The following is a 19094-nucleotide window of genomic DNA, read 5'->3' as shown; positions in this document are numbered from 1 at the left end:
TCGCCTGAGGCGAAGCCGGTGTCGGCGAGGACGGTCTGTGGCAGGCCGATGCCGCCCTCCATGCCGAGGATGGTTGCGGCAAAGCTCGGCGCATCGGCCGAGGTGGCGACGACGCCGGTGGCGAGGATCAGCTGCGAGCCCTCGGCGCAGACCACAGCCTGGGCGTTGTAGGCCTGGCGGTACTCATGGGCGTCGGAGCGGCGCATCAGCGCGCTGTCGGGGTCGGTGAGGTTGGACTGCCGCTCGGGCGGCGGATCGTCCTTGGGCGGCTTGGGCGGGCGGCCCCGCCGGCCCGTCTTGGCCTCGTAGGCGGCGCGCTTGGCGTCATACTCGGGTCGGGCGGCCTCGGCTTCGGCACGGGCCTCGGCCTCCAGCCGGGCGCAGGCGGCATCGAGCTTGGCCTTGAGCGCCTCGCGCCTGGCGATCTCAGCGGGCAGCGCCTGCGGGTCGGGCTGGGCCTCAGCGTCGGCCGCCTCGGCGCGGTTGGTCAGGTCGGTGATGTCGGCAGCGAGCCTGACGCGCAGCGCCTTGGCGCGGTCATACCGCACCGAGCGGATCTTGGAGGCGTTGGCGTCGAGCTTGGTGCCGTCGATCGAAACCGTCCCGAGCCGCAGCAGGCCGCTCTCGCGCGCCAGCAGCAGCACCTGCAGGAAGGCCGCCTCGAAGGCAGCGCGGTTGGCCCGGCGGAAGGCGGCAATGGTGTCGTGGTCGGGGTGCAGGTTCGCCGCCACGTAGCGCACCCCAATGTCGCGGTGGGTCGCCCGCTCGATCCGCCGCGAGGAGAAGATGCCGTTCGCATAGCAGTAGATCAGCAGCGCCAGCAGCAGGCGCGGGTGATACTGCGCCTTGCCGCCCGGGATCGGCCGCACCGCAAAGGCGCCGAGCGGCACCCGGTCCACCGCCGCCACTACGAAGTGCGCCACGTCGTCCGCCGGCAACCAGTCCTTGGCATCCGGCGGCAGCAGAAAGGCCTGCTCGCGGCTGAACGGAATGAACCCTGTCATGCCCGCCAGATTCGCCCATTTCAGGCCAGATGGGAATCCGACAAGCTGCTAGAACGCTTTGGAACGCGCATAAGGCGTCTATCTAAACGTTGCGGCAATACTGCCCGCTAAACTATCGCAAAGCCACAAAAACCTTGCAAGATAACCGCAAAGCTTCTCAAAGTGGCTTATAGCCTAGGTTTTCTAGGCAGCCGCAGGGGAATTATTTAAATGTCGGAACAGGAAGCATTCAAAATAGCTTTGTCTACTTTGCGCGGTAATAGTCGAGCGCCGGAAACCTCTAAGTTGCGTTTGGCTGTGCGTGATGGCTTTGCAGAGATTGCAGCGGCCAGAAAGCGCGGTGCGACATGGCAGCAGGTAGCCGACACGCTAGCGGCGGCTGGTGTTCCTGCCATGTGCGGGGCTGCACCATCTGCGGCCATGGTTGCTGCGGCCTATCACGCCGAACGCTATGCCCGAGGTGGGCGGCGCAACTCGCAGCGGGGGATGAAGCCTAGCCATGTCCAGCCAGCCCCGCCGATCCCGAGCCCTGTGCCGCCCTTGCCACCCCTGGGTGAGGACTGCGCGAAGGTGAGGCTGAACAACATCCAAGCGACTATAGAGAGGCGGAGCGGGCGGTAAGTTCTGGACTCGTCCTAACGACTGACCGAACCTGTTGGGCATTTCCGATCAGTCAAACTTCTACACTTTGCCCGAAGCGGCCCGGTTGACCGGCCTCTCAACGGAGGCGCTGCGACTACGCATCCGGCGCGGGAAACTCCATGCTGAGAAAAGGAACGATGGGCTGCGGGTTCTCCTAACCACGGCTGATATTGAGACCATCGTTGCCGGACAGGAACGCCAACAGAATCCCACAGCCAGGATCGACCAACCGAACGATGCCAAGGCGTTGGAGGATGCTGTTGCGACTCTAGTGGAGATGTTCGGACGCGACCGAACAGAGTTGCGAGCTGAGGTGGAGGCGCAGCGGCATCGGGCCGATCTGGCAGAGGCCGCCATAGCAACCGAGCGCAGCCTCCGTACCGATGCGGAGAAGCGGGCGGCGGTGGCTGACGCGAAGTTGGAAGCGGCGGAGGTGGCGCTGGCCCGTGAGAAGGAACGCGCTGATAGGGCCGAGGCCGAGGCGCGCAAGCCGTTCTAGCGGCGGTGGATGGGGTAGGGTGGCTCATGTCCTCTGATAGCCTAGGCCCTGACGGCACCGTTCGCCTCCGCTGCTACCTGCCGCTTGCCACGAGCCTCTACTTCGCTGGCTCCTGCCCGAGATGCGATCGGGTGGTTACGGTCGGTGTCGAGGCGGCGATTAAGTTGATGGGCTCGGCCGAGGCGACGGTACGCGAAGCCTCTGCCCGCCTGCGGTGCCGTCCATGCGGCGGTCGGGTGGATCTGGTGGTCTGTCCGGATACGCGGAATGTCGAGGCTCAAAGGCGCGATGGGCCGCTGCCGGAAACGCAGGAAATGCGGGTTCGGGAGTAGCTGGCCAATGGGACGGTGCCGAAGGCGACGTGATGACCAGCTTTGATCGCCTGATCCGCATCGCCGACCGGCTGGCTGTGGTCAAAACTGGCAGCCGCATTGCGGACGAGACCATCCATCAGGCGATAGGGCGCACTGGCCCGGCGCCGTTCTACACGACCGACGAGGCCGCGGCGCGGACACTACTGCCGGTAGGCTTTGAGTGGATCACCGCCACCTCTGCGGGCGGCCGGGTCTATGCGCCGTGCCGCCGCTCCGGCCGCGACGCAGACACGCTGCCCTTTCCGCACCATGGGCAACGGGGGCGGACCCTGCCGCTGTCCATGTGCGGGGCGGCGATGCGGGCTTGGGCGATGCTGGCGAAGGGTTAAGGCGAAAAAGGAATGGGCCGCATCGGCGTCTTGAAGCGGCCCCATGCCTTGCCAAGCCTACCGAGCCTTGCGGCTCCGTCGTCTCTAAAGGCCGTTCCACCAAAATACGAGGCCAGCCCCACCATAGGCGAGCAGGAAGGGGTTGGTGAGATTGGCCAATAGGCTTCGGATATGGCGCACGACCCGTATCCCTCTTTGAGCGCGCTTCAAAATACGTAAATAGAAACAAGTTTCATTACACAACTAGTTTTGTTACATGGTTTGTGCCCCAGCGGGCAGGTTTGGACGGTGATCCTGACGACCACCGTCTTGCCTTGTGCAAGGCACCGGGGCAGGAGCCGGAGATGTGCCTGCCTTGCTGTCGAGGTTAGGCACCGGCTGGGGCTGCGGCAATCGCATTACGCTTATTTGGATCGCGCAGAATGGCCGTCTCTGCCGCCGTCTGGGCGCGGCCGAGCGCGCCTATTACCAGGCATCAAGCCAGAAGCCTCACCTGCGATAACCTCGCCCGGTATAAGTCAGAGCGTGCTGCGTCTAACCTACCGCCTACGACCTAGCCGCTGACGACGATGCCCATGGTCTCGGGCAGCCGTCCCTCACGCCTGATACACTCCGGGGTGCGGTTATCCACCGCGATCCGCACCCCCTCGATCCGTCGGTTGCAGCGGCTGCACTTGAGGCGGCGGCCAAGCTCGCCAACCGTCGCAGCGCCGGAGCCCATCATTTCAATGGCAGCTTCGACGCCGATCAGGATGGTCCGAGGACAACTGCCGCAGCTGCCTGCGAAAAAATGGCTTTTGGCATAGGGCTGATAACACCGAAGGCGGACGGTGCCGTCTGGGCCGATGGAGTCCGATTCGCACATAGAAGAACGATAGAAGAACGCGCGCACCTCCCCTCTGTGCGCGCAAAAAAAGCCGCATATGGACCGCAGGCGTGCTGCGGCGGCATGATCGGGCTTTCAGCGATGGAAACGGAGAAGCTGCTAACCCGCCGGCGCTGGCGCGCCGGCGATCTGGCACTGTTAGAAGGGATTGCAGCTCAGCTTGGGGTACAGGCGCCGGACGCGTAGTTCATTGCGAAGGCTTTGAGAGGAGGCCATCCGGCCTCATCTCACCTGCGGTAACCTCCGCAACCTAAAGAGCCTCCCTCCCTCTCCAACTGGCGAGATTGAGCGAAGCCTCACCTGCGATAATCTCCCCGCAGAGCAAGTCAGCGGATCCGATCAAATACACCTGCCACGAGCTGACTGACGCCGATATCTTCGTCGCCATGGATACCGCCAACCATGAAAGTTGGATGGCCGTATTTGAAAAAGGGTGACGGCGGCGCTACTCCGCGGCAGCGCGCGGCAGCTCCGGCACATCACCCCCAAGTCGCCGCGTCAGCACCGCGGCGGCCTCAGCCAGAACCGGGCGTGCGGCTGCGACAGCCTCTGGCATCCACCGGCTGACCGGCGCCGAGAGCGCCAGTGCGCCTGCGAGCGCGTCCCCGGGCCCGAAGACCGGCATGGCAATCGCCCCGGTATGCGGATCGGTCGCGCCCATGGTGACGATCGGCAGGTCGAGCGCCGCGACATAAGCGGGTAGAGGCCGCGGCGAGAAGGCCCGCAGCACTTGCGCGATGGCGGAATTGTCGAGGGGCAGCGCGTCCCCTACCCGCACATGCATCCGGAGCAGGTGCGGACTATCGGCGCGGAAGAGGCACAGGCGCTGCTCGCCCCGGCGGACGTAGAAGGCCGCTGTCTCGCCAGTGCGAGCGACAAGCTCTTCCAACACCGGCATCACATGCGCTTCCATGCAGAAGGACTGGGTGTAGATGGTGCCCAGCCGCAGCACCTCAGCATCGAGCCGATAAGCGCCATCGTCCGTCCGGGCGAGGTAGCCATGCTCCTCGAGCGAGACGGCGAGGCGCATGATGGTGCTCTTCACCAAGCCGGTGCGGGCGGCAAGCTCCGCCAGCGACAATGCGCGGTCACCCTTGCGAAAGGCCGACAGCACCGTGAGCGCGCGATCAGCCGAGGCGACGCCTTCCACCGCCGGGCGTGACTTCAATCCATCGGCCATGCGGTGCCTCCCCCCTTTCCGTTCCCAACCTACCGTGCTGCCACCGACGCCTCCAGCCGGGCGCGCAGGATGCACCCCGTCTCGCTCTCCGTGATGAAGAGCTCGCGTCCGTCGCTGCCGCCCAGGCAAAGATTGGTCGTGGAGGCGCCGGCGCAGGAGGTGATGCCGAGCGTCGGCTCGGCCCACGGCGAGAGCTGCCAGATGGTGCCGATGCCGGTATGCGCGACCAGCAGGTTGCCCTCCGGGTCCCAGGCCAGCCCGTCCGGACCGCCGGGGCCGCCATGCAGATGGCAGAAGATCCCGGCCTTGGTGACAGCGCCGCCCCCATGCAACGGGAGGCGCCAGATCTGATTCGCCCGGGTCACGGCGACGAGGAGGTGCGAGAGGGGCACCGTCAACTTGCCGGCCTTTGCCGCCGCGCTGGCATGCCGAAGGCGACGCACAACAGAGTTCAGGCCGCGGCGGCGACCCCGCTGATACCCGCCCACACCTCGAACGCCCGCGCCCTTGCGGCACGATACTGGACGGCGGAGACATGGTCGCGGCGGAGATGGAAGAGGTTGGCGATCTGGTCGTGCGTGGAGAGGAAGCGCTGTGCTTGCCGAGGCGACTTGAAGCGCTTCATCTGCCGTTCTCGTCGTCGCGTCGGCTGATGTGAATTCTCGGCCCGGTTATTAAGGCCCTTGTGCTGGCGATGCTCGACCCCAGGCATCACCTCCCGTTTGGCTGCCCCGTAGCTTGGGAGCTTGTCAGTGACCATGACGCGTGGCGCCCGACATTGCCGCTTCAGCAGCTTGCGCAGCAGGCGCTTGGCGGAACGCTTGTCGCGTCGGCTCTGCACCAGCACGTCGAGCACCACCCCGGTTTGGTCCACGGCACGCCAGAGCCAGTGCTGCACCCCAGCGATCTTGGCCGCTACCTCGTCAAGGTGCCACTTGTCTCCGGCACGGGGCAGCCGCCGCCGGATGCGACAGGCGAACTCCCGGCCGAACTTGAGCGCCCACTGCCGCACCGTCTCGTGGCTGACCACGATGCCGCGCGCTGCCAACATCTCCTCGACCATGCGCAGGCTGAGTGGGAAGCGGAAATACAGCCACACCGCCTGGCTGATGACCTCGGCCGGGAAGCGATAGCCGGCATATAGGGACTTGATGGCTGGCGGGCTCATTCCGGCCGTCTACCGGACCGAACCCGGCCAGCCAAGCCCCGCTCAACCTGACGGTGCCTGCTCAACCGTAGTGGCCATTCCAACGACCTCAGCACCAGCCTCGATGAGGCCGTCCTCGATCAGCATGGCCGCAAAAGCTTCGTCTTCCGCCACCAAAACCCGTTGTCCTGACAGATCGACGAAGCGTTCTGACGTCAATGCGCTATGCATGGCAGACGTCTCCCTGACTTCAAGATGCTGTTCTGAGCAGAGAATGTTCGGCTGAAGCCGACGTCAGCTATCTATGGACCTTGGTGAATACAGGTCTGTCCCGTTTCGCACGCCCGCCGAGGCAAGCGCGCTCACCTGAGATAAACCCTCGTCCGCACTATAAGCGGCGGTCAGGAACAGAGCCGCTGGCGAAGTGCGGCGCTGCGGGGTGGGGGAAGCTGTCGGCTTCGGGTGGGTAAGTTCAGGGGCGGTAGGCGCTCCTCTGCCCCTCTGGCAGGCCGAACAAGCTGTCCTGGGCGCGCCGAACTACGCCGTAGCACTCGCAGGCGACGTTCTCCAGGCCAGGCCGGTCAGTCGTAAGCGCTGCTTCCAGACCCTTGAGCGGCCTGCTTGACGCTCAATCAGCTTTTGCGGTTGCCCAGTGCCAGGGCATGAGCTCGTCGAGGCGGTTTTGCGGCCAGCCGTTGACGAGGCGGGTCAGCAGGTCGGTCAGGTAGACCTGCGGATTGACGCCGTTGAGCTTGCAGGTTTCCACGAGAGAGGCGATGTCGGCCCAGCGGCGGCCTCCATCGTCTCCCGACGCGAATAGTGCGTTCTTGCGGCTCAAGACAACCGGTCTGATGGCGCGCTCGACCACGTTGGTGTCGAGGTCCACGCGTCCATCCTCGAGGAACCGCTCGAGACCGTCGCGGTGGTTCAGTGCGTAGCGGATGGCCTCGGCGGTCGGACTGCGCCCGGGTAGCCGCACCAGTTGCTGCTCAAGCCAGCCGAACAGATTGGCGATGAGTGGCCGGCTTCTGGCCTGCCGGACCTCACGCCGGATGTCGGGCGGCTTGCCGCGGATGGTGTCCTCGATGGCGTAGAGCGCGGCGATGCGCTGCAGCGCCTCTTCGGCGATCGGCGCGGTCCTGGTCTTGGCGAGGTCAAAGAACTCCCGGCGCAGATGGGCCCAACAGTAGACGAGGATTGCCCCCGTGCCGCCGTCCGTCGCGGCCAGGCCTTTGTAGGCGGCATAGCCGTCGCACTGCAGCAAGCCGGTGTAGCCGGCGAGTAGCGCCTGCGCATGCTCGGTGCCGCGGCCTGGGGCATAGTGGAACACCACCGCCGGTGGGTCCGTCCCACCCCAGGGCCGGTCGTCCCGCGCGATCGCCCAGGCGTAGCCCTTTTTGGTTTTGCCCCGGCCAGGGTCCAGCACCGGCATGCCGGTCTCATCGGCAAACAGCCGCGCGGAGGTGAGCAGGATCTCGCGCATGCGCGCCACCACGGGCCGGACCGCAAAGGCTGCGGCACCGACCCAGCCAGCCAGCACCTCGCGGCCAATCGCAATGCCCTGTCGCGCCAGGCTCTGGGCCTGACGGTACAGCGGCATGTGGTCGGCGTAGCGGGCCACCAGCACCTGGACGACCGCTGCCTCGGTTGGCATGCCTCCCTCGATCAGGCGGGCCGGGGCGGGTGCCTGGACCACCACGCCCTGACAGGCGCGGCAGGCGAACTTGGGCCGCCGAGTGACCAGAACGCGGAACTGGGCCGGGAGCACGTCGAGCCGCTCGGCCGTGTCGGCCCCGATCTCCACCATCATGCCCCTGCAGCACGGGCAGGCCGTGCTCTCGGGCAGCAACACCTGCTCGACCCGGGGCAGATGCGCCGGCAGCCGACCACGTCCGGCGCGGCGTCGGGCGGTGTTCTTCTGGCGCAGATCCGGCGAGCACTTCTCCGCCTCGGCCTCGTTGCTGGCCAGCGAGGCCTCGACTTCCTCAAAGGCGAACTGCAGCTGGTCCTCGGGCAGCCGCTCCGAGCGCGGCCCGAACTGCATGCGCTGCAGCTTGCGCAGCAGATGATGCAGGCGCTCGTTCCGCTCCGCCAGCGCGTCCCGCTCGGCCACGATGCTGTCGCGCTCGGCGACCAAGGTGTCGCGCTCTGCCAAGGCGGCCACCAACATTGCCCGCAATAGGGCGGGGTCGTCGGGCAGGTCCGGCCTTGTCTCGCCACCTTCGCGCATCGTCACTGAGTCTAGGCCGGAGCCGTTGGCGTGGGAATCTGCCGTGTGTCCGCCACTCGTGAAAAGTCGAGTCCCGCGAACAGCGCAGCAAACTGCACCGCCGAGAGCCGCACCGCGCCGTCGGTGACAGGTGGCCAGCGAAAGCTGCCCCCTTCCAGCTGCTTCCAGACCAGGACCAAGCCGCTTGTGTCCCAGTGCACGATCTTGACCCGGTCGCCACGCTTGGCCCGGAATACCAGAACCACGCCCGAGAACGGATCCTCGCCCAGCATCTCCGCCGCCAGTGCCGTAAGCGAGTGGGCACCTTTGCGGAAATCAACAGGCTGGGTCGCCAGCAGCACCCGCATGCCAGCCGGAATGTTGATCATGAACCGGAGGCACGCACCGCACGCAGCACCGTCGTCAGCAGCGCCGGATCCACCCCGGGCAAGACCCGTACCACTGCGCCGGCCAGCACCACTTCGACCCCCGCTACAGCCGGGACCATCTCAGGGGCAGGTGGGTCAGAGACGATTGGCACAAAGGGCAATACGGCCGTCTCACCAGCCTCACGCGCCTCGCGCCGCCAGGTGAAGAGCTGCTGCGGCGCCATCTGCCAGCGCCGTGCTACCGCCGAGACCACCGCTCCAGGCGCATAGCTCTCCGCCACCACCCGCGCCTTGGTCGCCTCGTCCCAAACTCGGCGTCGCCCAGGGCCGGTCAGCACCTCGACCCGCCGATACCCGCCGTCCTTCAGGTCACGCATCATGTCGACCCTAATGTCAGCCCGAAGCTCCTCGAGCACCGGGCATCCCATCAGGCTAGCGACCTGCACGGAAGAAGGGCTTCGTTCCAGCGCTTACGGTCAGTCACCATCATGGTGCCGCCGCCATAGCGGATCAGCCCCGCCTTTTGCAGCGCTCCAGCCGCAACGGTGACCCCGGCACGGCGGACCCCGAGCATCATGGACAGGAACTCATGGGTCAGCGGAAACCGGTCGCCCTCGGCCCGGTCATGCGCCATCAGCAGCCATCGGGCGAGGCGCTGTTCGATGTGATGGCGCCCGTTGCAGGCCGCTGTACGCACCACCTGCCCATGGTGGAGCAACGCGTACCGGAGCAGCAGAGTGCGAAAGGCCGGGATGTGCTCCAGCTCCTGCCGGAAGGCAGCAGCATCCATGCGGAGGGCTGTGCCGGAAGCCTGCACCATGGCTTCGAGGTCATCACGATCCCCACCGAGCAGGATCGGCAGCCCGACCATGCCTTCGCAGCCGACCAAGCCGACCTCGGCGGCGTCGCCATCCTCCATATAGGCCACCATGGACACCCAGCCGGTCTCGACAAAGTAGACAGAACCGATTGGCTTGCCAGGCTCATGTAGGACTTGGCGGAGTTCGAGCTCAACCGGCTGGAGCTGCGGCAGAAGCTCAGCGAGGTCGTCGGGCGGCAGTGCTGTGAGCAGGCGATTGCGCGAAGAGGAGGCGGGTACGAGGGAGAGGGCCATGGAGGGCTCCTGCGACTGGGTGTCGGCGGGAGCGCTGGCCTCTCTCGGTCACCCGCGCCGAAGAATCGCGGCGGGTAATGGCCTCTATATGGGTACGCACACCATGAACGTTGGCCTGAAATCGTACGAATGCTGGAATTGGGCTGCCTAGGCGTAGCCGCTGTACGGCTTTGTACATAGCGGGATTGCGTAGCCTCGCCCCATCACCTGCGATAACCGCCGCGCCCCGCAGGTTAGCCGCTGGCGCGGGAGTGCTGCGGGGCCTTTCTGTAGCGTCAGCCGCCCTTTTGGAGGGTGGCGTGCCTGCGCTGGTAGCGGAGGCGCTTGCGGGCGGTCTTTCGGCTGCGTTTTGGTCTGACGCGCACGGCGGTACATCTCCTGCGTAAGTTGGAACGTCAGAAATCAGCAAGGCAGTCTTCGTTCCCAACCTCCCGGCGCCGGGAGGTGCTGTCGTCACATGCGATAAGCCCCGCTTACCGCAAGTGATGCAGGGCTTGCCGCAATTGGGCGCGGCTCTCCCGTTGCCCTTGAACCTATACGTCAGTGACGTATAATTGGTGTTATGGATCTCGAGTACGACGATGATAAGGATGAGGAAAACCGCCGCAGCCGCGGTCTTCCCTTCGACCTTGGCGCGGTCGTGCTAGCGAACCGGGTGGCTGAGTTCGAGGACGACCGGCGGGATTACGGCGAACGTCGCGTGATCGCGTACGGAACCATCGGCGGCGAATTGCATGTGTGCGTTTACACAATGCGAGGCACTACATACCGCATCATCTCTCTACGCAGGGCGAAGAAAGAGGAGAGGCAGAAATGGCAACCAAAACCGTGAAGGCCACGCCGGAGATGATCGAGGCGGCCATGCGCTCGGTAGATTGGGAGGCACAGGCCGCAGTCACCGATGAGGAAATCGAGGCGCACATCGCGTCCGATCCCGACGTGGCACCCGATATGTCCGATCGTGCTGCCACCGCATGGATCGTGCAGCGGGTGCGGCGCCAAAGCGGTCTGTCACAGGCAGCGTTCGCCACGCGCTACGGGATTCCCGTCCGGAGCCTGCAAGAGTGGGAGCAAGGCCGCCGAGAGCCGGAGGCCACCGTGCTGTCCTATTTGCGGGTCATCGAGCAGATCCCGGACGCCGTGACACAGGCGCTCAGCAAGGCGGCCTGACCACTGGGGCGGGGGCCCTTCTCTGTCGGGGAAGTTGTCCGGCGCCGTAAGATGATCTCTCATTTGCAGTAGGGCGGGACGGAGGGATAATTTGGCCTACTCACCGGTAGGGACCACCTCATTGAACGGCCTCATCGCGCTCGGAATTCCCATCATTGAAGCCGTAGCCGTAGGATGAGGCTGTTGGGGAAAGGAGAACCCTAACCGTCAGCTCATTTGTGCGAAAGAGGCTCGGAATCAATCCTCGAAACGCGCTCTCCAAAGGCAAATATGGATCTGCTTTCGGTTTTCTACTTCAAAATTTGGACCAATCGTTTGGTCTTTCCGTTAACGGGTAAAAGCTAAAGCTTTATTGCGGTATTCTTGCAGTAGAGGCTGAGGATCATAGGTAAGGGTTTCAGTTGGCAGTCCACGTAACTTATAAGTCCTACGGAAATCGCGCGCTGTTTCTAAAGCTCGCAACCCCAGCAGGCCGGCGTACTTTTCACAATGATCTGACACGTCGTCAGATTCAGCGACCCTAGGCCAGGAATTTAACTCTTCAGCTGCCACATGCACTTCGTTAATAAACGTCAGTGCACGATCCAATAAAGAGGGTTTTAGAGTTTTCCAATCAGCATCTGTTGGATATGGCTTGAGTTCTGGAAGCCGTGTGCTGCGTTGCCCAAGGTAGCCACCGGACCTTCGAGCAGTCTTGCTATCATCTAAGAGACTTGCGCACGCGAACGCGAACTCCTCAAGGATCACCGCTAACCGTATCGCCAAGTATCGGGCATCCCGACCCAGAACGGCTCGGTCGTTCCGGGCTTCTCGCCACCAAACTAGGATCTGTGCGGCACTGGCAGCGACAACACCTGAGCCGAAAAGCTTTAAAAGTTCCAGCCAGAGCTGCACGGGTTCGCTCAACTACACCTCCAGATCAGCGTCTGGGCATAATCGCTCATCGGCTACCTTTGCGCCACTATCGACGCATTCTCTTCATCTCCCACGGTAGCTAAGCTGTAACCGTCATCCTGGCCCCACAGTGAGCGTCGGCTGACCTGCGTTGAGGCCGGTTTGCGGGCGGTTGCTGTCGCGGTAGCCTGAGCGCTCGGGTGAGATGGAGTGGAGATGGCGGTCGAGGACGATCTGTCGGCGGCTGACCACCTTGGGCAAGGCATGAGGACGCACATCGACTGCCCACGCGGTCACCCAGTCTGCCAAGTTGCCGGTCCAGTAACTTTCCACAACCATTGAATGTCATACAATCTTTGTAGAGCAGCTTATGCGAGAGTAATACCAGTGCGTGCCAAGGACCCAGCCTTCGCTGACATCAGAACCCGCCAGAGGGTGTTTCTCATTGATAATCGGAGAGTTAGCGCCCTATTAGCCGCGCTGTTGGTGTTGGTGGGGTTCGGCGGCGTAATGCCTGTGTTCGCGCGCTTGGAAGCGCCGGTGCCCACAGCGATGGACGGGGCACGCTCAGCCAAGGCGGCAGCCCATCGCCTATGCTTCCACGGCCCTCAAGGCGAACTCGTCCGGGTACCACCTGCTGGCGAGCCCTGTTCCTGAGCGGCGCCGTTACCCCACACTTGACGCGACTCCGGTCCGTTCCGGAATTAAAACGCAAGTTAAGTAGCCACTGGCGCAAATTGTTGGATAAGGCAGCGCTATGGAAAGGCGGTATTAATCGACAAAACAACTATAATATCGTTTTCGCAAAAATCCGAAGACACGAAATCCACCACTGACCTGCCGCTGAGGCGGAAACTGCTTGCCGGGCTAGTCTGTCGGTGTAGCCTCCTGCCAGGTGCGAAGACACCGTTGGAGGATATCCATGGACGGCAGCATGGTGGATGCCACACGCTCTGACATTACACTCACGGTAGCAAAGAAGGCTGACCAACCTTTCGTAAAAGGCCGTCGAAAGTTCTTCCGCTACCGCGACCTCGGCGTGCAGGCGGCAACGGGGGGCAAGCTCCGCGCCCAGGTGATGGAGGCGGTCACCGGCATGACCGAGCCGACCGGCTGGCACACCCATCAGTGCGAGGCGCAGTTCATCTACATCCTGAAGGGCTGGGTGGAGCTGGAATTCGAGGACGGCACCCGCACCCGGTCCGAGGCTGGTGACGCCGTCCTTATTCCCGGTGGGATGAAGCACAACGAGATCGCCACCTCCGACGACGTGGAGATCCTCGAACTCTCCATCCCTGGCGACATGGCGACACAGCCCTGCGATCCGCCTGTCGTCAGCGACTGATACCGCCAGGAAGCGGATCGCTCGCAGCCAAGGTTCACGCAACCACCGCGAGATCGCCCGATGGCGCCGCGCGGCGGCCGCGGCATCTCGGCTTGCTGCACCGCTGGGGAAGACCACCATGATGATCGAACGACGCACCTTGTTGCTGGGCGCCGCCGCCTTTGGCGCCTTGCCGGCGCCGGTCCGCGCGCAGGCGCAGCAGACCATTCGGCTCGGTGTGATCTCCGACATGAGTGGCGCATTCGCCGACCTTTCCGGTCCGAATTCGGTGCTAGCAGTGCGCCAAGCCGTGCAGGATGCCGCGTCGCTCGGCCTGAAGGTCGAAGTCGTTGCTGCCGACCATCAGAACAAGCCCGACCTGGCCGCCAACATCGCTCGCCAGTGGTTCGACCGGGACGGCATCGACGCAGTCGTCGACGTGCCCGCAAGCAGCGCCGCGCTCGCCGTCAACGGTGTCGTGCGCGAAAAGAACAAAGCCTTCCTTGCCTCGTCGCCGGGTACGTCGGAGCTGACCGGCGCTCAATGCAGCCCGAATACAGTGCAATGGACGTATGACACCTGGATGCTCGCCAACTCCACCGCACGGGCCACGGTGCGAGAAGGCGGCGACAGTTGGTTCTTCGTGACCGCCGACTACGCCTTCGGCCATTCGATGGAGGCGGAGGGTGGCAGGATCATCGCCGCCGAGGGCGGCCGCGTGCTGGGCAGCGCTCGCTTCCCATTCCCTGGCACCACCGATTTTTCCGCCTTCCTGCTGCGGGCGCAGGCGAGCCGCGCCAAGGTCATCGGCCTCGCCTTCGGCGGCACCGACATGGCCAATGCGGTGAAGCAGGCGAACGAGTTTGGGTTGCAGAAGCGTGGGCAGCGGCTCGCGGCGCTGATGCTGTTCATTTCCGAGGTTCACTCCATGGGCCTTGAGGCGGCGAAGGGGCTGGTCTGCTCGGAGAGTTTCTACTGGGATGTAAATGACCGCACCCGGGCGCTGACGCAGCGCCTGAAACGGAATTTCAACGCGCCGCCGCCGACCATGGTGCAAGCCGGCTGCTATGGCGTCACATTGCACTACCTGAAGGCGGTTGCTGACCTGGGAGTGGCCGCGGCCAAGGCAAGTGGCGCTGCTGCGGTTGCTCGCATGAAGGCGATGCCCTGCGACGACGATGCTTTCGGCTCAGGCACGATCCGTGCCGATGGCCGTAAACTGCATCCTGCCTATCTCTTGGAGGTGAAAGCGCCAAGTGAAAGCAAGGGACCGTGGGACTATTACAAGGTGCTGCAGACCGTACCAGGTGAGCAGGCCTTCCGCCCCATGGCGGACGGTGGCTGTCCACTGATATGAGCTAAGAAAGGTTTACTCTGTTGCGAGCCTCTCGGAACGGAGCAAGGCTTGAAGCGGCGCCTTTGGGACATGATGGACTATACTCTGCTTCATCATACGTCCCTCGCGGCGGTCTGGGCGTGCATTTCGGCACCTTGGCCCGACTGAAACGCACTCGCTTGTCGAAAGCGAAAAGCTGCCCTGCTTCTTCTGCGAGGTTCAAGTCTGCAAGCCGCCATGCTTTGAGACGCTTGCGAAGCGGTCACTTGAAGGTAGGCTTCGGCCCATGCCCCAACGCCGCAACCTCCTCGCCGGTGCTGCCGGCCTCCTTGCAACCCCCGCCCTGGCCCAGGGCGACGCGGCTCGCACGCTCCGCATGGTGCCGCAGGCCGATGTCACGGTGCTCGACCCGCTCGCCACCACCTCCTATGCGGTGAGAAACCACGGTCATCTATGCTGGGACACGCTCTACGGCCTCGATGCCGGGTTCCGCCCGCAGCCGCAGCTTGCCGAAGGCCATGCCGTTGCGGAGGATGGTCGTCGCTGGACCTTCACCCTTCGCAAGGGCCCGACCTTTCACGACGGCGAGCCCATCCACGCCAGCGATGCCGTCGCCTCGATCCGCCGCTGGATAGCCCGCGATACACACGGCCAGACGCTCGCCGCACGGCTCGAGGAGATCCGCACCCTTGATGACCAGCGCTTCGAGCTGCGCCTGCGGCGACCCTTCGGCGTCATGCTGGACGCGCTCGGCAAATCCTCCTCCTACCCGTGCTTCATCATGCCGGAGCGCTTCGCCGCGCTGCCCGCGACGACGCCGCTGACGGAGATCGTCGGCTCCGGCCCCTACCGTTACGTGGCGGATGAGCGCCGCGCCGGCGAGCAGGTGGTCTACCGCCGGTATGACCGGTATTCCCCCAGTTCAGTCGGCACCCCTGGCGTCACCGCCGGTCCCAAGCTTGCCTTCTTCGATAGGCTGGAATGGCGAATCATTCCCGATGCGGCGACCGCCGCGGCGGCCCTGCAAGCGGGCGAGATCGACTGGTGGGAGCGCATCACCGCCGACCTCCGGCCGCTGCTGGCGCGGCGGCGCGACGTTGTGATCGACCGGATCGAGACGCTCGGCACCGTCGCCATGCTGCGGCCGAACCACCTGCATCCACCCTTCGACGACCCGGCAGTGCGCCGCGCCCTGTTGCCGGCGCTGTCGCAGGCGGATTTCATGGCGGCCCTGTTCGGCGAGGACCGCAGCCTCTGGCGCGACGGCCTCGGCTGCTTTCCGCCGGGCAGTACGCTGGCATCCGATGAGGGGCTGGAGGTGCTGACCGCGCCGCGCGACCTGGGCCGCGCCCGCGCGGCGCTGGCGGCCACGGGCCGCGCCGGCGCCCGCGTGGTGATGCTGCACCCGGCGGACCAGCAGACCAACAGCGCGCTCACCATGGTCGCCGACGACCTGCTGCGGAAGGTCGGCTTTAAGGTGGAGGATGCCACCTCCGACTGGGGGACCATGCTGCAGCGGCGCGCGAAAAAGGAGGCCGTGGCACAGGGCGGCTGGAATGCCGTGGTGGTGCTGTTCGGCGCGGAGGATCTGCTGAACCCCGGCGGCCATCCGCTGCTCCGGGCCAATGGCGACGGTGCTTGGTTCGGTTGGCCAAACAGCCCGGCCCTGGAGGCGCTGCGCGATGCCTGGCTCGAGGAGCCGGACATGGAAGCGCAGCGGCGCACGGCGCGCCGGATCCAGGCGCAGTTCTTCGCCGACCTCCCCTATTGGCCGCTCGGGCTCTACCAGGTGGACAGCGCCTACCGGCGCGGCCTGCGCGTCGAGCGGCGAGGCCTCGCCTTGCCGCTGAACGTGCGGCGGGACGCATGACGGGCGGCCCGGCCACCAGCGCGGGTGGATGAACGCGCTTGGCGCGACGACGCGGAACGGACGTCCCCCTCAGGCGGCGGCGCCTCGTGCCGGCGCTGCCGTTTGCACTGGCATTCCCGTCCCCTGACGCCGCAGACTGTCCGGCGAACCGGCCGCAGAGCCGTACCGGAGGATACAAGGATGCCGCATCCTTTCCTGCCCCGCCGTGCGTTGATCGCCGCCGGCCTCGCCGTGCCAAGCCTGGCCCGCGGGCAGGCCGAGGACTGGCCCAGGCAGACGGTGCGCTACATCAACCTCTATGCCCCGGGCGGCGCGAACGACATCCTCTCCCGCGCCTGGTGCCAGACCATGACGCAGATCACCGGCCAACAATTCGTGGTGGAAAACCGCACCGGCGCCGGCGGCACTGTAGGCAGCGACGCCATCGCCAAGTCCCGCCCGGATGGCTATACGCTGGGCCTTGGCGGTGTCGCCAACCTGGCCATTGCGCCTTCGCTCTTCCCGAGCCTGCCTTACGACCCGTCCCGGGACTACAGCCTCATATCGGGGCTGTACCGGCAACCGAACATCCTGATCGTCAACAACGACCTTCCCGTGCGCAGCGTGCCGGAGCTGATCGCGCTGCTGAAGGCGCAAGCGGGTCGGTATCACTACGCAACAGGTGGTGCTGGCACCACGCCGCACCTGTCGGCCGAGTTGTTCAAGATGACGACCGGCACGGACATGCCCTTCGTGCAGTACCGCGGCGGCGCGCCAGCGCTCGTCGACCTCATGGCGGGCCAGGTGCAGGTGATCTTTGACAACCTTGCCGGCCCGATCGGAGCGGTTCGGGATGGCAAGGTACGCGCGCTGGCAGTCACCAGTCCCGAGCGAAGCCCATCGCTTCCCGATGTGCCGGCTTTGGCGGAGTTCCTGCCAGGCTTCGACCTTACCAGCTGGAATGGGTTGATCGCTCCGGCCGGCCTGCCACCGAGAATGATCCGGCACATGGCGGAGTTGGCACATCGCGCTCTCACGAGTTCCGAGCTGGCGAAGACTTACGCCGATAACGGTGCGACGCCCTGGGTGGTGGGACCGGAGGACTACGCGGCCTACGCCCATGCGCAGGAGCCGTTGATGCGCCGTTTGGTGCAGCTCAGCGGCGCTTCAGCCGGATAGCGCTGCGTGCCTGACCTATGGCATTACCCCCTCCAACTTCACCACGCTCTGCCCGTACCTATCCAATCCAGGTCTGACCAGACGGCTGGAAGTAATGGTTCTTCGCCTTCGGCAACCATCACCGAGCGGCAGTTAAGTCGAACTTGCTCGCCGGCTTGGCCTAAATGCCAGCTCGGCAGGAAGGCTCGCCTCGATGTTGAACGATTTTTTCCGTATTGGATAAAGTAGCGATATCGAAATGCCGTCCTCGCTAGGAGCGATGCCGTTCAAGATGCCGCCGTAGCAAGCGGTTCTGTCAGGTTTTGCGCCAATGGGCCCTTTTGGCCAGCCGGGGTAGGGCTGGTAGGCTCTGTGCTCAACAGGGGACGAGGGGCGGAGATGGACTGTGTGGCCTGCGGCTCGGCGGAGGTGACCGAGCGGCCGGAGCGCACCGCCCGAGGCTATCGCCGGTTCCGCTGCCGAGATTGCGGTAAGCAGTTCAACGAGCGCAGCGGTGGCGTGCTGAACCGCGCCCAGTACCCGTCGGACGTGATTGCGTTGGTGGTGGTGTGGCGGCTGCGCTACCGCCTGACCTTGCGTGACTTGGCAGAGATGTTCCTCCTTCGCGGCATCGTCTTCAGCTATGAGGCCGTCCGCGAGTGGGAGGCGAAGCTTGCGCCGCTGCTCGCCGACAAACTGCGCCAGCGCCGCCGCGGTCGGGGCGGTACCCGCGGTCGCCGTTGGCACGTGGACGAGACATATCTGAATGTTGGCGGCAGGTGGGCCTACTTGTATCGGGCGATCGACCGCGAGGGCAATCTCGTGGACACAGCGCTCAGCGAGCACCGCGACATGGCGGCGGCCCAGGCCTTTTTCCGTTCAGCCAAGTCGGTCACGGGCGTGACGCCCGATCAGGTCACCACGGACGGGCACGGCTCATACCCACGAGCGATCCGGTCAACGCTTGGCCGGCGGGTTGTCCATCGCAATAGCGCTTACAAAAACAACAGATTGGAACAGGATCACCGGGGCGTTAAAGGCCGCATACGGTGTATGCGCGGGTTCAAAAGCTTCGATTCAGCAAGGCGGTTCTGTCGAAGCTACGACGAGCTCCGCAACTTCCTCCGCCTCCGGACCCGCCATAACCAGCACGTCGCCGCCAACCGCCGCCGTCTGCTTCACCTCCGTCGCGCCACCACTGCGCTCGCTATTCTGCAAGTGGCGTAACCAAACCGGCCATCATCTCGCGTCGCCAGGTTTGGCGCGAACGCTGACAAAACCGTCGCCGCAGGAGCTTGCGCAGGCGTGGGGTAAGGCCGCGCCGTGTACCGCTGACGAGCACCGTCGTGCCGTGGGCGCCATGGCCGCGATAGCCACGGTCGACCACGGCGAGGCTTGGGCAGGATCCGGTGAGGGTCTCCACCTGCTGGAGGGCGTCTGCGAGGGTGTGCCCGTCATACGGATTGCCGGGCATGGAGCGCATGCCGACGACAAAGCCGCCGGTGAGCGTGGTGGCAACGCTGACCTTGCAGCCGAACTCATAGCGCACCCGCGCCTTGCCCTTGGAGATGCAGTCCACCTCCGGCTCAT

20 protein-coding genes and 1 pseudogene are annotated in these 19094 nt (G+C 64.8%); 9 read left to right on the top strand and 12 right to left on the bottom strand.

Annotation, left to right across the window (positions count from 1 at the left end; all coding sequences use genetic code 11):
- A partial coding sequence (locus LH62_RS26925) for a transposase (protein WP_236552711.1) occupies nt 1-1004 on the bottom strand: 1004 nt, incomplete at its 3' end.
- A gap of 655 nt (nt 1005-1659) precedes the next feature.
- Here LH62_RS26925 and LH62_RS30775 point away from each other — a divergent pair.
- Together LH62_RS30775 and LH62_RS26915 are read left to right on the top strand one after the other, a co-directional pair.
- The gene (locus tag LH62_RS30775) at nt 1660-2145 is read left to right on the top strand and encodes a MerR family transcriptional regulator (RefSeq protein WP_144404741.1); all 486 of its coding nucleotides are present in this window, start codon (nt 1660-1662) and stop codon (nt 2143-2145) included.
- Between the two features lie 364 nt (nt 2146-2509).
- Entirely contained in the window at nt 2510-2848 is a 339-nt protein-coding gene (locus LH62_RS26915; protein ID WP_043367295.1) for a hypothetical protein, read from the top strand.
- A gap of 553 nt (nt 2849-3401) precedes the next feature.
- On the opposite strand, the gene LH62_RS26910 is transcribed toward LH62_RS26915, so the two are convergent.
- From LH62_RS26910 to LH62_RS26875, 9 genes are all read right to left on the bottom strand, one after another.
- Entirely contained in the window at nt 3402-3740 is a 339-nt protein-coding gene (locus LH62_RS26910) for a hypothetical protein (protein ID WP_144404740.1), read from the bottom strand.
- 439 nt (nt 3741-4179) lie between these two features.
- Nucleotides 4180-4914 (bottom strand): IclR family transcriptional regulator, encoded by a 735-nt coding sequence (locus tag LH62_RS26905; RefSeq protein ID WP_043367292.1) that lies wholly within the window; start codon nt 4912-4914, stop codon nt 4180-4182.
- Nucleotides 4915-4943: 29 nt separating this feature from the next.
- Nucleotides 4944-5306, bottom strand: a complete 363-nt coding sequence (locus LH62_RS26900; RefSeq protein WP_236552710.1) for an SMP-30/gluconolactonase/LRE family protein — start codon at nt 5304-5306, stop codon at nt 4944-4946.
- Nucleotides 5307-5365: 59 nt separating this feature from the next.
- The gene (locus LH62_RS26895) at nt 5366-6082 is read right to left on the bottom strand and encodes an IS6 family transposase (RefSeq protein ID WP_043367291.1); all 717 of its coding nucleotides are present in this window, start codon (nt 6080-6082) and stop codon (nt 5366-5368) included.
- 42 nt (nt 6083-6124) lie between these two features.
- Nucleotides 6125-6292 carry a hypothetical protein gene (locus LH62_RS31350; RefSeq protein ID WP_160299912.1) on the bottom strand — a complete coding sequence of 56 codons (168 nt, stop codon included), beginning with the start codon at nt 6290-6292 and terminating at the stop codon, nt 6125-6127.
- Between the two features lie 397 nt (nt 6293-6689).
- Complete coding sequence (gene tnpC, locus LH62_RS26890; RefSeq protein ID WP_043367329.1) at nt 6690-8291, bottom strand: IS66 family transposase; 1602 nt, start codon at nt 8289-8291, stop codon at nt 6690-6692.
- Nucleotides 8292-8302: 11 nt separating this feature from the next.
- Entirely contained in the window at nt 8303-8659 is a 357-nt protein-coding gene (gene tnpB / locus LH62_RS26885) for an IS66 family insertion sequence element accessory protein TnpB (RefSeq protein WP_043367290.1), read from the bottom strand.
- On the bottom strand, nt 8656-9075 hold the full coding sequence (gene tnpA / locus LH62_RS26880; RefSeq protein ID WP_052215140.1) for an IS66-like element accessory protein TnpA: 420 nt from the start codon (nt 9073-9075) through the stop codon (nt 8656-8658). Before tnpA ends, tnpB begins: the two co-directional genes overlap by 4 nt.
- 11 nt (nt 9076-9086) lie before the next feature.
- The gene (locus tag LH62_RS26875) at nt 9087-9773 is read right to left on the bottom strand and encodes a Crp/Fnr family transcriptional regulator (RefSeq protein WP_043367289.1); all 687 of its coding nucleotides are present in this window, start codon (nt 9771-9773) and stop codon (nt 9087-9089) included.
- A gap of 562 nt (nt 9774-10335) precedes the next feature.
- Here LH62_RS26875 and LH62_RS29835 point away from each other — a divergent pair.
- Nucleotides 10336-10605 (top strand): BrnT family toxin, encoded by a 270-nt coding sequence (locus LH62_RS29835; RefSeq protein WP_082012976.1) that lies wholly within the window; start codon nt 10336-10338, stop codon nt 10603-10605.
- On the top strand, nt 10587-10943 hold the full coding sequence (locus LH62_RS32230; RefSeq protein ID WP_236552709.1) for a DNA-binding transcriptional regulator: 357 nt from the start codon (nt 10587-10589) through the stop codon (nt 10941-10943). Before LH62_RS29835 ends, LH62_RS32230 begins: the two co-directional genes overlap by 19 nt.
- 327 nt (nt 10944-11270) lie before the next feature.
- On the opposite strand, the gene LH62_RS30770 is transcribed toward LH62_RS32230, so the two are convergent.
- The gene (locus LH62_RS30770) at nt 11271-11849 is read right to left on the bottom strand and encodes a hypothetical protein (protein WP_144404738.1); all 579 of its coding nucleotides are present in this window, start codon (nt 11847-11849) and stop codon (nt 11271-11273) included.
- A 910-nt stretch (nt 11850-12759) separates the two neighbouring features.
- On the opposite strand from LH62_RS30770, the gene LH62_RS26865 reads away from it, so the two are divergent.
- The 5 genes from LH62_RS26865 to LH62_RS26845 all read left to right on the top strand — a co-directional run bounded on the left by LH62_RS26865 (nt 12760) and on the right by LH62_RS26845 (nt 18731).
- Nucleotides 12760-13182, top strand: coding sequence for a cupin domain-containing protein (locus LH62_RS26865; protein ID WP_052215139.1), 423 nt, complete (start codon nt 12760-12762; stop codon nt 13180-13182).
- A gap of 118 nt (nt 13183-13300) precedes the next feature.
- Nucleotides 13301-14518: an ABC transporter substrate-binding protein gene (locus LH62_RS26860; protein WP_043367287.1), complete on the top strand. Its 1218-nt coding sequence runs from the start codon at nt 13301-13303 to the stop codon at nt 14516-14518.
- Between the two features lie 265 nt (nt 14519-14783).
- Complete coding sequence (locus LH62_RS26855) at nt 14784-16367, top strand: ABC transporter substrate-binding protein (protein WP_043367285.1); 1584 nt, start codon at nt 14784-14786, stop codon at nt 16365-16367.
- A 180-nt stretch (nt 16368-16547) separates the two neighbouring features.
- Nucleotides 16548-17525 (top strand): tripartite tricarboxylate transporter substrate binding protein, encoded by a 978-nt coding sequence (locus LH62_RS26850; protein WP_043367284.1) that lies wholly within the window; start codon nt 16548-16550, stop codon nt 17523-17525.
- Between the two features lie 378 nt (nt 17526-17903).
- Nucleotides 17904-18731 (top strand): IS6 family transposase, encoded by an 828-nt coding sequence (locus tag LH62_RS26845; RefSeq protein ID WP_043358420.1) that lies wholly within the window; start codon nt 17904-17906, stop codon nt 18729-18731.
- Between the two features lie 52 nt (nt 18732-18783).
- Here LH62_RS26845 and LH62_RS26840 read toward each other — a convergent pair.
- Nucleotides 18784-19094, bottom strand: a pseudogene (locus LH62_RS26840) (transposase); the annotation flags it as partial.

Origin of the sequence: Belnapia sp. F-4-1, assembly GCF_000802185.1 — a bacterium.
Lineage (GTDB): Bacteria > Pseudomonadota > Alphaproteobacteria > Acetobacterales > Acetobacteraceae > Belnapia.
Note: the sequence above shows the minus strand (reverse complement) of the source record. Positions and strands in the feature narration are given on the sequence as shown.

What these genes read in the sequence shown, in the direction of transcription:
- LH62_RS26915 (WP_043367295.1), top strand. Translation starts at nt 2,510, where the DNA reads ATGACCAGCTTTGATCGCCTGATCCGCATCGCCGACCGGCTGGCTGTG.
- LH62_RS26905 (WP_043367292.1), bottom strand. Translation starts at nt 4,914, where the DNA reads ATGGCCGATGGATTGAAGTCACGCCCGGCGGTGGAAGGCGTCGCCTCG.
- LH62_RS26895 (WP_043367291.1), bottom strand. Translation starts at nt 6,082, where the DNA reads ATGAGCCCGCCAGCCATCAAGTCCCTATATGCCGGCTATCGCTTCCCG.
- LH62_RS31350 (WP_160299912.1), bottom strand. Translation starts at nt 6,292, where the DNA reads ATGCATAGCGCATTGACGTCAGAACGCTTCGTCGATCTGTCAGGACAA.
- tnpC (WP_043367329.1), bottom strand. Translation starts at nt 8,291, where the DNA reads ATGCGCGAAGGTGGCGAGACAAGGCCGGACCTGCCCGACGACCCCGCC.
- tnpB (WP_043367290.1), bottom strand. Translation starts at nt 8,659, where the DNA reads ATGATCAACATTCCGGCTGGCATGCGGGTGCTGCTGGCGACCCAGCCT.
- LH62_RS26875 (WP_043367289.1), bottom strand. Translation starts at nt 9,773, where the DNA reads ATGGCCCTCTCCCTCGTACCCGCCTCCTCTTCGCGCAATCGCCTGCTC.
- LH62_RS29835 (WP_082012976.1), top strand. Translation starts at nt 10,336, where the DNA reads ATGGATCTCGAGTACGACGATGATAAGGATGAGGAAAACCGCCGCAGC.
- LH62_RS32230 (WP_236552709.1), top strand. Translation starts at nt 10,587, where the DNA reads ATGGCAACCAAAACCGTGAAGGCCACGCCGGAGATGATCGAGGCGGCC.
- LH62_RS26865 (WP_052215139.1), top strand. Translation starts at nt 12,760, where the DNA reads ATGGACGGCAGCATGGTGGATGCCACACGCTCTGACATTACACTCACG.
- LH62_RS26860 (WP_043367287.1), top strand. Translation starts at nt 13,301, where the DNA reads ATGATGATCGAACGACGCACCTTGTTGCTGGGCGCCGCCGCCTTTGGC.
- LH62_RS26855 (WP_043367285.1), top strand. Translation starts at nt 14,784, where the DNA reads ATGCCCCAACGCCGCAACCTCCTCGCCGGTGCTGCCGGCCTCCTTGCA.
- LH62_RS26850 (WP_043367284.1), top strand. Translation starts at nt 16,548, where the DNA reads ATGCCGCATCCTTTCCTGCCCCGCCGTGCGTTGATCGCCGCCGGCCTC.
- LH62_RS26845 (WP_043358420.1), top strand. Translation starts at nt 17,904, where the DNA reads ATGGACTGTGTGGCCTGCGGCTCGGCGGAGGTGACCGAGCGGCCGGAG.